The 9779-nt window shown below is 64.7% G+C and carries 9 protein-coding genes and 1 tRNA gene; 7 read left to right on the forward strand and 3 right to left on the reverse strand.

Annotated elements, in window-relative coordinates; all coding sequences use genetic code 11:
• The first annotated feature begins 223 nt into the window (after positions 1-223).
• Positions 224-967 (forward strand): twin-arginine translocase subunit TatC, encoded by a 744-nt coding sequence (gene tatC / locus HY737_08525; protein ID MBI4598428.1) that lies wholly within the window; start codon positions 224-226, stop codon positions 965-967.
• Here tatC and HY737_08530 read toward each other — a convergent pair.
• From HY737_08530 to murQ, 3 genes are read right to left on the reverse strand one after another with little or no spacing between them, the layout of a single operon-like run.
• Complete coding sequence (locus HY737_08530) at positions 873-2696, reverse strand: Na+:solute symporter (GenBank protein MBI4598429.1); 1824 nt, start codon at positions 2694-2696, stop codon at positions 873-875. The genes tatC and HY737_08530 overlap by 95 nt on opposite strands.
• Positions 2683-3831 carry an anhydro-N-acetylmuramic acid kinase gene (locus tag HY737_08535; GenBank protein ID MBI4598430.1) on the reverse strand — a complete coding sequence of 383 codons (1149 nt, stop codon included), beginning with the start codon at positions 3829-3831 and terminating at the stop codon, positions 2683-2685. The genes HY737_08530 and HY737_08535 overlap by 14 nt, the downstream gene beginning before the upstream one ends.
• Positions 3832-3839: 8 nt before the next feature.
• Positions 3840-4775, reverse strand: coding sequence for an N-acetylmuramic acid 6-phosphate etherase (gene murQ / locus HY737_08540; GenBank protein ID MBI4598431.1), 936 nt, complete (start codon positions 4773-4775; stop codon positions 3840-3842).
• Positions 4776-4902: 127 nt separating this feature from the next.
• Between murQ and nagZ the strand changes: the two genes are divergently transcribed.
• The 6 genes from nagZ to HY737_08570 all read left to right on the forward strand — a co-directional run bounded on the left by nagZ (position 4903) and on the right by HY737_08570 (position 9684).
• A complete protein-coding gene (nagZ, locus tag HY737_08545; GenBank protein MBI4598432.1) occupies positions 4903-5901 on the forward strand; it encodes a beta-N-acetylhexosaminidase in 999 nt (332 codons plus the stop codon).
• Between the two features lie 446 nt (positions 5902-6347).
• Positions 6348-7046 carry a PD-(D/E)XK nuclease family protein gene (locus tag HY737_08550; GenBank protein ID MBI4598433.1) on the forward strand — a complete coding sequence of 233 codons (699 nt, stop codon included), beginning with the start codon at positions 6348-6350 and terminating at the stop codon, positions 7044-7046.
• The gene (locus HY737_08555; protein MBI4598434.1) at positions 7046-7765 is read left to right on the forward strand and encodes a site-2 protease family protein; all 720 of its coding nucleotides are present in this window, start codon (positions 7046-7048) and stop codon (positions 7763-7765) included. Before HY737_08550 ends, HY737_08555 begins: the two co-directional genes overlap by 1 nt.
• 18 nt (positions 7766-7783) lie before the next feature.
• The gene (locus HY737_08560; protein ID MBI4598435.1) at positions 7784-8437 is read left to right on the forward strand and encodes a hypothetical protein; all 654 of its coding nucleotides are present in this window, start codon (positions 7784-7786) and stop codon (positions 8435-8437) included.
• A gap of 18 nt (positions 8438-8455) precedes the next feature.
• Positions 8456-8528, forward strand: a tRNA-Phe gene (locus tag HY737_08565).
• A gap of 13 nt (positions 8529-8541) precedes the next feature.
• The gene (locus HY737_08570; GenBank protein MBI4598436.1) at positions 8542-9684 is read left to right on the forward strand and encodes a hybrid sensor histidine kinase/response regulator; all 1143 of its coding nucleotides are present in this window, start codon (positions 8542-8544) and stop codon (positions 9682-9684) included.
• Positions 9685-9779 lie beyond the last annotated feature (95 nt).

The following is a 9779-nucleotide window of genomic DNA, read 5'->3' on the forward strand; positions in this document are numbered from 1 at the left end:
TCAACTTTCTTGCAGAAGTTCCCCGCCATCAGGTAAGGTTTGGGGAGTACGAGGAAAGGAGGGGACCGGATGCTGCGCAAGCGTCATCTTCGCCGGCGCGTCGTCAAGAGACGGCACCGCCGAGCGCGCTGCCGTTAAGTCACGGCAAATCGAAAAGTCCCTGACCCCGCCACGACCGCAAACCGAACGTGGCGGGGTTTCGTTTTGCTATACTACACATGCCATGCCACCCCGCGCGCCATCCCGCCGCGAGCCCGCCATGACGTTTGTCGGGCATCTTGAAGAGCTGCGCCGCCGCTTGGCCATCAGCCTGCTGGCGGTGCTGCTCGGTGTGGCCATCAGCCTCGCGCGCGTCGATCACCTGCTCGGCTGGCTGGAGCAGCCCGCGCGGCATCTGCTGTGGCGGCTCGCCTTCTTCAGCCCGACCGAGCCGCTGCTCGCCTACATGAAAGTCGGCGTGCTCTCCGGAGTGATCATCGCCATGCCGGTGGTCTTATGGCAGGTGTGGCTGTTTGTGCGCAGCGGGTTGACCGAACGCGAGCGATCGTACGGGCTGGCGTTTATCGGCTGGGGCAGCCTCCAGTTTGTGTTGGGCGCGGCCCTCGCCTACTATGGGCTCTTGCCGACCGCCCTGCGCGTCCTCTTTAGCATCGGCCGCGGGCGGTTGGAGCCGGTCATTTCGATTGATCAGTACGTGTCGTTTGTGACGACGATGATGTTCTGGAGCGGGGTGGTCTTTGAGTTGCCGGTGGCGCTGTTTTTTCTCGCCCGGGCCGGCGTGGTCACTCCGGCGTGGCTGCAGCAGCAGCGCGGCTACGCCATCTTGAGTCTAGCGATCATCGCCGCCCTCGTCACACCGACGACCGACATCGTCAGCCTCCTCCTGATGTTGGGGCCGATGATGGCGCTCTACGAGGTGTCGATTTGGGCGACCCATCTGGCGGCCCGTCTTCGCCATCGGCGCTAGCTGCTCCGCGCGGCCTCATCGCGCGCCAGACCACGATCCCCCAGCACGCTAGCGCTATGCCGCACGACATCCATCCTGAGCGGGCCGTGCCCACCATCACCTGCAGCGGGCCGATGGTCGTCGCCAGGAGGGCGACCGTCGCCAGCAGCCACTGCGCGAGCGTGGATGCCCAGGCGTGCTCGGCGCGGGGGGCTCCGATCCACCGCGGCCATCGCCCCGGCGGCTGCACCGCGGCGTAAAACTGCTGCAGGGTGACGCGATCGACCGGCGCGGTGAGCAGTGTCGCCGGCACCCACACGAGCGCGGTGCCGATGACCATGAACAGCAGCTCCGGCAATACCCCCGCCGGCCACCCGAAAGCGCCGAACACCCAGGGGCGCAGCAAGAGCATCGGAAGGCTCGCCGCCATCGCCGCAATTTCGCTCCACGGATTGACGCGCCACCAGCACCACCGCAGTACAAGCACCGGGCCGATACCGGCGGTCAGATGCAAGATCCACGTAAACGACGCCCCGATGCTCTGATTGAAGAACGCCACCAGCATCGCGCCGAGGGCCAGCGCGAACGGCACGCCGCGCGCGACCATCAGATAATGGCGCTCTGAGGCGCGCCGATTCACAAAGCGTTTGTAGCCGTCATTCACCACGTACGACGCGCCCCAGTTCAGTTGGGTGCTGAGTGTCGAAAGAAATGCGGCGAAGAATGACGCCACGAGCACGCCGCGCAGGCCGATCGGCAGCAGCATGGTGATCAGCCGAGGATAGGCCCGCTCATGATCCACAAACGCGCCGCTGCGCAACGCGGCGTCCGGGATCAGCAGAATGGAGGCGAGCGCGGTCAGAATCCACGGCCATGACCGCAGGCAATAGTGGGCGATGTTGAACCACAAGACCGAGAGCATCGCCTGGCGCTCATTCTTGCAGGAGACCAGCCGCTGGACGACGACCCCGCCGCCATCCGCGTTTTTCCAGGCCCACCATTGCACGAGGAACAATCCGGCGAACCATCCCCACGGCGCGCTCAGCCACGCCTCCCCAGGGGCCGTCGCCGGGGGAAGGACGTTCAGCCACGAGGTCCCTTGCAAGCGTTCTGAGAGCGCCGCCAGGCCTCCCACCGCATGCACCGAGGCGACGGCTAAGATGACCGCGCCGATCATCGCCCAGACAAATTGAAACGCATCGGTCACGATGACGCCCCACAGGCCTGCCATCGACGTGTAGAGCGCTCCCAGCGCGACGGAGGCGACGATCGCCTCGTACCGCTGGAGCCCGGTCGTTTCCTGCAAGACTTTGGTCATGCCGGCGATCGGCCACACGCCCATCACGTAACAGTTGTAGAACACGCCCCAGTACACGGCTTTGAATCCCCGCAAGAACGCCGCAGCGCCGCCGTGATAGCGCCGCTCGACGAACTCCACTTCGGTCATCACGTTCGCCCGCTTCCACAACCGCGCAAAGACGAACACCGCGAGCATCGTGCTGATCCCCAGCGCCCACACCTCCCACACCCCCCAGATCCCTCGCCGGCGGACCATGCCGGTGATGAGCAGGGGCGTATCCGAGGAAAACGCCGTCGCGGCGATCGAGGTGCCCGCCAGCCACCAGCCGAGCGTGCGATTGGAGACGAAGTAGGCTTCGAGGTTTTGGTTCGCGAGCCGGCGGAAGGCCAGGCCGATCGCGACGCTGATCGCGCAGAAGGCCGCGACGATGGTCCAATCAATCCAATGCATGCGACGAATGGCGGATCGTGGATCGTGGATCGTGGAATGAAAGCGTCAGGGACCCTAAAATACAAGCCGTTTTTGCACCAGTGGTTGATGGGAGGTGATTCACGCGGCCTTGCAGCGCGCGCAGGGCCAAGTACGCGAACGCCGCCGGCTCCTTCGCCTGCGGGGGGATGCCGTAGTCGGCGATCGATCGCACCGGCGCCGGCGCCGCGAGGCGTGTGAGGTGATCCATCAGGGTGCGGTTGTAGACGCCGCCGCCGCTGACGATGATTTCTCGCAGGCGATATGGCGCGAAGCGGTGGTAGCTTTCCACGATGCTATAGGCGGTGAAGTACGTCACCGTCGAGAGCACGGCGTGCGGCGCGCGGCTGAGCCGTGAGCCGAAGATGTCTCGCAGCAGCCGTTCATTGAAGAGCTCTCGCCCTGTGGACTTCGGCGGCGGCCGGCGAAAATACGGATGCTGCCACAGGCGCTTGGCCAGGCCTTCATCAATGCGGCCCAATCGGGCCAGACGGCCGCCGCGGTCGTATCGAAGACGTCCTCGACTGATGCGCTGGGCGAGGACATCCATCCAACAATTGCCCGGGCCGGTGTCAAAGGCCATCGGTCGGATTCCGCGGCCGACGATCGACACATTGGCGATGCCGCCGATATTTTGCAGCGCGCGCGGAGCCCCTCGCCCGAAAAACGCGGCGTCAAAATACGGCACCAAGGGCGCGCCGCTGCCTCCGGCGGCGATGTCGCGCGGGCGAAAGTTGGCCACGACCGGCAAGCCTGTGCGCTGCGCGATCACCGACGGTTCGCCCAGCTGCAAGGTGGAGGGGATCGGATCCGACGGCCCATGATAGACCGTATGGCCGTGCGAGCCGATGACCGCGATGCGGCGCGCAGCCCCTGGCACGGCGGCAGCGCAACGCCGTGCCGCCCGCGCGAAGGCTTCGCCCAGCGCCATATTGAGGGCAGAGAGCTCGGCAGCCGAGAGGGCTGCGCTTTTGTGCAACAGTCTCGCGAGGCGAGGGGAATACGGGGTGGTGCGCTCAGTGAGGATTCGAACGGTCCGGTTGGAGAACTGCGCGAGCGCGGCGGAGACGCCATCGCACGAGGTGCCGGACATCACACCGATCGCGAGGATACCCATGTCGTGATTCAGTGATTGAGTGATTGGGTGATTGAGTGATTCAGTGGTTGAGAGGAAAGGGCCTTTCGCAGGGAGCCATGAGCATGGCTGAGACGTCGGCGCGCAGCCACGAGGGAGACATGATGCGAGGCCATGACGATGGCGGCTTTGACATTGCCGCGCGCGGCGCGCAAGCGCGCGGCCGCTACGCGCGGGGAGACGTGCGTCACGAGCTGAATGATCGCGATCGCCCGGGCGGTCAATTTTCGCGAGGTGGGCCGCACATCCACCATCAGGCTGCCGTAGGTTTTCCCGAGCCGCGCCATCGCGCCCAGGGTGAGCATGTTGAGGATGAGCTTCGTCGCGGTGCCGGCTTTGAGTCGCGTGGAGCCGGCCAAGAGCTCCGGCCCGACGACAACCGCAATGCGCACATCGGCCGGAATCGGTGCGCGCGCATGGCACGTCACCAGGATGGTGGCAGCGCCGCGCCGCGTAGCCGCCCTGAGGGCCGCGTCCACGAACGGGGTCACCCCGCTGGCCGTGATGCCGACGACGGCGTCGCCTGCGCGAATCCGTCGGCGCGCCATCGCTTGGGTGCTCGCACGGGCATCTTCTGCGCCCTCGCGGGAGCGGAGCACCGCGCGCGGGCCGCCCGCCATGATGGCCTGGACCTGCGATGGGGTCGTGCGAAACGTGGGAGGGCACTCCGCCGCTTCGATGACCCCGAGCCGTCCGCTCGTCCCCGCGCCCACGAAGATGAGCCGTCCCCGATGCCGAAGAGAGGCTTCGATCAACGCAATCGCCTTGGCCACCTGCGCGAGTTGCCGTCCCACCGCGCGCACCGCCTGCTGATCTTCGCGGTGCATCAACTGCAAGAGCTGCAGCGTTGAGAGCCGATCCAGGCTGACGCTTTGCGGATGCGACTGTTCCGTCGGCAACTGGCGATAGCGGATCGCGCGTGGCATCACGTGCAGAATAGCACGCGTGCTTTTCGGCTGCAACTTGCGAGCCGATTCTCCCCGTGTTAGTCTGACATCATGGAAGCACCAAATTCCAAACGGCTTGTGTTTGGTGCTTGGGAGTTGGTGCTTGGTGCTTGACTGCATGGATCTTGAGACGCTTATCGGAAAACGCCTCGCCGTGGGGATTCCGGGTGCCGAGGCGACCGAGGACGTCATCGAGGCCTTGCGCGCGATTCGCGCGGGCAGCCTCGTGCTCTTCAGCCGCAACGCGGCCTCGCCGGAGCAGCTCCGCCGATTGCTGCGCCGCCTGGAGGAGGGGCTCGGCTATCCGCTGTGGGTCATGGTGGATCACGAGGGCGGCCGCATCATCCGGTTTGCCGAGGGGGTGACCCGGTTTCCCTCAGCGCTTACCGTCGGCACCACGATGTCGGTGGCCGATGCCGAGACGCAAGGCTGTGTGGAAGCGACAGAGCTCAGAGCCTTGGGCGTCCACGTCAATCTGGCCCCCTGTGTTGATGTCTTGGTCGAGGGAGCCGACCCCATCATTGGCGACCGCTCCTACGGCGCGGATCCTGAGCGCGTCTCCGCCTATGCCGCTGCGAGAATTCGTGGCTTGCAGACGCATGGGGTCGCGGCCTGCGCGAAACATTTTCCCGGGCTGGGCGCGGTCAATCGCGACCCGCATGGCGCGTTGCCGACGATCACGGCGGACTGGAACGCCATGGAGCCGCATCTCGTCCCGTTTGAGCGATCGATCATGGCCGGTGTGGCGATGGTGATGTCCTCCCATGCGTGCTATCCCCATCTTGGGGATCCGCCCGGCCTGCCGGCGACGTTTTCACGGCGGCTCATCCATGATCTGCTGCGGCGCCGACTGGGATTTGAAGGGGTGATGCTCACCGATGATCTTGAAATGGGGGCGTTGCGGTCCTTCGGCGCGATGGACGAGCTGGCCATCCGCGCGACCGAGGCGGGGCATGACCTGTTGCTCATCTGCTCGGATCTTGCTGCGGCCCAGCGCGCGGCTGCGGGGCTGCGATCCGCGTATGCAAGCGGCTGTCTCGACGGTGATGAGCTGGAACGTAGCGTCCAGCGCATCCAACAGGCCAGGCAAAAGTTCCTTTCTTAACCTCTTGAAAAAGTTTAACCAGATATGGTACGGTCATTTGGGAGCCGATAATGGCACACCGCTCCGCCCATGCGGCGGAGGCTTCGCTGGCTATCCCATCCGATTGGCGAAGTGCCGAAAGGCCGGGCCGCAAAGCTCAAGGCCTACAGTTGCGCGCGTGAAATATCGGTGAGCGCTGGGGAAGCGCATCCCAACCCCCTGCTGCGTGGTCGCAGAGCGACCACCGCTTCTACGAAGCGGTTCGCCTGCGGCGAACAGCAGCAGGGGGTGGGATACAGGCGCCGAGTGGTGCGCGATACGGTTGCTTAGCTGCCGAAGCTCTGAGGGCGCTTTGGCGCCTTATCGAGCTCCCACGGCCATCATTGTTCAGAAGTGACAGTCACTTCTCCCGTTCAAAAAAGTGACTGTCACTTTTTTCGTTGGGGGTTTGGTATAATGGCAGCACCATGCCGCAACTTTCCGCCTCGACCCTGAAGCTCTTTCAAGAGTGCCCGCGATGTTTCTGGCTGCACATCAATAAGAAAATCGAGCGGCCGCGCGGGCCGTTTCCCTCGTTGCCCTCCGGGATTGATCGCGTGTTGAAGGGCTATTTTGAGACCTACCGCAAGCAAGGCGCGTTGCCGCCGCTGATTGCCGGCAAGCTCAGCGGGACCCTCTCGACGACGCCGCTGACCCTGGGATTCAACGACCCCGCGACCCGCGCGCGGCTGTGGGGAAAACTGGATGATTGCATCACGCTCTCCGATCAGCGCCTCGCCCCCCTGGATCACAAAACGCGCGCCTCAGCCCCCGACGATTTGAGTTACAGCCAAACCTACTATCAATTCCAGATGGATGTCTACACGCTGCTCTTGGAGCGCAACGGCTACCGCACCAGTCGCAGCGCCTATGTCGTCTACTATTTTCCGATCGACGGCACGCTGCACAATGGCTTTCCATTTGACGTGGCAGTGCACACGCTGGCCACCGATCCGGAGAGCGCCTATGACGTGTTTGCGGCCGCGTGCCGATGCCTCGCCTCCCCGCTGCCCTCATCGTCGGCTTCCTGCGCATTTTGCCGCTGGGCGGTGAGCCGGCACAGTGAGGTGGCTCAACCGATTCCACGCCTGGCGGAAGACACGATTCCCGACGACCTGTTTGCGTAATGCCGGCTCAACCGTGGCGGATCTTTGGCATCCCGCTGCGCGTCAGTGCTAGCTGGTTTCTGGTCGTCGCGTACCTGATGTGGTCGCTGGCCACGGGATATTTTCCCGTCGCGTATCCCCGCTGGTCGGCGGCGGCGCATTGGGCGCTCGGGAGCCTGGCCGCGCTGCTGCTCTTTGCGTGCATCGTCATCCATGAGCTCGCACACTCGCTGACGGCCAAACGCTACGGCGTGCCGGTGGCGTCGGTGACGCTGTTTATGTTCGGAGGGGTGTCGCAACTGGCCGGCCGGCCGCGCCGACCCTTCGCGGAATTGATCATCGCGCTGGCAGGGCCGCTGATGAGTGTAGCGCTGGCCGCGGCGTGCGTGGTGGCTGGGCGATCCCTGCGCCTGGCGGCTCCGGGATTCGACGTAGGCTCAGCGCTCTTGCAGTACCTGGCCCTCATCAACATCGGCTTAGCCATCTTCAACATGCTGCCGGCGTTTCCCCTCGATGGCGGGCGCGTGGTCCGCGCGCTGCTCTGGGGCCTGACGAATGATCCGGTGCGCGCCACGCGCATGGCCAGTTGGCTTGGAGCCCTCTTCGGCCTCGGCTTGCTCGTGCTGGGGATCTGGGTGGCCGTCGCCCAGCATCGCCTCAGCGCCGGGGTGTGGTATATCCTCTTAGGATGGTTTCTTCGCGACGCGGCGCTGAGAAGTTATCGGACGGGATTCGGTTAAGCGTTCTGGAGGAGCGCCATGAAGCCTGCGCGTGTGGTGTGCCTGATGGCGGCTTGGGTGTGTGCGAGTCTCGCCGTCATAGGATTTTTTCTCCCGTGGGCCCGGATTGACCTGCGCGAGCCATCGACGGTCAAGCGCCTGCGCGAGACGGTCCCGCTGCAAGGCACCATGGAGGGGCTCGCTGGCGCGATGAGGGGGATCACGAAGGATGTCGGCCGGGTGGCGGTCACGATCAGACGAGGAGCCGAGACGGTGACCGGCGACATCACGGTCCCGTCCCTGGAAGACATCCCTCGAGTCATCAGCGGCGCGCAGATTCCGCAGATGGCCAATAGCCAGCATGCGCAGCTCGCCGTCGCGATCATGGAGATGCTCACCGGCAAGCGCCAGCAGGTTGGGCTCCAGAGTGCTGCGGTCTATCTGCTCCCGGGGATCGCGGTTGGGTGCGCAGCCCTGCTGACGTGGCTGCCGCGCCCGTGGTGGCTGCCGTATGCCGTGTCAGGGCTGTGCGCAACGCTGGCCGCCGCCGGGTTCTGGAAATTATCGACGACCAACACGGCAGGGTTGTTGATTGCGGTGACGGTCGGGCCTGGCCTGTGGCTGTCGTTGTGGGCGTATGTCGCCCTCGCCGTCTGCGCCGCCGCCTTGGGAGTGACGCGTATTCATCGATAGGGTATAATGCGTCCCCGCGCCGAGGTAGCTCAGGTAGTAGAGCACACGCCTGAAAAGCGTGGTGTCGCCAGTGCAAGTCTGGCCCTCGGCGCCTTGTCTTTCTGATGGCCGCCTCCATGTCCCTCGATGTGCTCGTCGTCGATGATGAGCCGAAAATCCGCAAGCTGCTCGAGCAGATGCTGCGCGATTCCGGCTGCGCCGTGCGCACGGCTGCGGATGGCGTCGAAGGCCTGGAGCTGTTTACGTGCAAGCCGGCGGATTTGGTGCTCACCGACATCAAAATGCCGAAGCTCTCCGGCGTGGAGTTGCTGGAGCAGCTCAAGCAGCTGGATCCCCTGGTGAATGTCGCGGTGATCACCGGCAACGCGTCTCTGGAAGGGGCCGTCGATGTCATGCGCGACGGAGCCTGCGATTTTTTGTCCAAGCCCTTCGAGCTGACGCAGGTGCAGGCGATTGTGTACCGCTGCCAGCAGCGCGTGCGGCTGCGGCAGCAGGTGCGCTCGGCGCAGGAGGGACGCCTGAAGCTGGAAGAGTTGAACCGTCGCCTCACCGAGCTGAGCGAGCTCAAAAGCTTCTTTCTGATGACGCTGTCCCATGAAGTGAATACCCCGTTGTGTCTGATGAGCGAGTGGATCCGCCTGTTGGCCGACGGCACGCTGGGGCCGCTCTCGGAGGACCAGCAGCGCGGGACGAAGACGCTGTTGGAAGCGTATGAGCGGCTCCACCGGCTCTTGCAGCAGATGATCGATCTGACCCAGGGCCATACGATTCTGCTGCGGCGCCAGCCCGTGGCCGCGCAGGCCATGGTGCAGGAGGCTCTCGCGCGCCTGACCGAGCAGGTAGCGCAACGCGCCATCCCCGTCGAGGTGAGCCTGCCGGCCGTGCCGCTGATGGTGGAGGCGGATCGACAGCGGATCGAAGCCGCAGTGGGATTCGTGCTGGAGAATGCGATTCGATTTAACCGGCAGGGCGGGCGCGTCACGATCACCATGGAGGGAAGCCCGCAGGCGGTTTCCATCCGCATTCAGGACACCGGGGTGGGCATTGCGCCCGAGGATATCGAGAGGGTGTTCGAGCCGTTCTATCAGACCGATCGCCGCATGAACCGCACGTATGACGGGGCCGGCATCGGGCTGACGCTGGCCAAGCGGTATGTTGAGTTGCACGGCGGGTCGATCAGCCTGACGAGTGAATTGGGCGCCGGCACGACGGTGACACTGTCGCTACCTCGACCCCCCTCAGCGTAACGCAGGATGGCGACGAGAGTTCGAACGTGGTAACGTAGAGAGGCTTGCCCACGTAGCTCAGTTGGTAGAGCAGCGCTTTCGTAAAGCGCGGGTCG

The organism is Candidatus Omnitrophota bacterium, assembly GCA_016209275.1.
Taxonomy (GTDB): domain Bacteria; phylum Omnitrophota; class Gorgyraeia; order Aquiviventales; family Aquiviventaceae; genus JACQWM01.

What these genes read in the sequence shown, in the direction of transcription:
- HY737_08560 (MBI4598435.1), top strand. Translation starts at nt 7,784, where the DNA reads ATGAAGCCTGCGCGTGTGGTGTGCCTGATGGCGGCTTGGGTGTGTGCG.
- HY737_08530 (MBI4598429.1), bottom strand. Translation starts at nt 2,696, where the DNA reads ATGCATTGGATTGATTGGACCATCGTCGCGGCCTTCTGCGCGATCAGC.
- murQ (MBI4598431.1), bottom strand. Translation starts at nt 4,775, where the DNA reads ATGCCACGCGCGATCCGCTATCGCCAGTTGCCGACGGAACAGTCGCAT.
- HY737_08570 (MBI4598436.1), top strand. Translation starts at nt 8,542, where the DNA reads ATGGCCGCCTCCATGTCCCTCGATGTGCTCGTCGTCGATGATGAGCCG.
- HY737_08555 (MBI4598434.1), top strand. Translation starts at nt 7,046, where the DNA reads ATGCCGGCTCAACCGTGGCGGATCTTTGGCATCCCGCTGCGCGTCAGT.
- HY737_08535 (MBI4598430.1), bottom strand. Translation starts at nt 3,831, where the DNA reads ATGGGTATCCTCGCGATCGGTGTGATGTCCGGCACCTCGTGCGATGGC.
- tatC (MBI4598428.1), top strand. Translation starts at nt 224, where the DNA reads ATGCCACCCCGCGCGCCATCCCGCCGCGAGCCCGCCATGACGTTTGTC.
- HY737_08550 (MBI4598433.1), top strand. Translation starts at nt 6,348, where the DNA reads ATGCCGCAACTTTCCGCCTCGACCCTGAAGCTCTTTCAAGAGTGCCCG.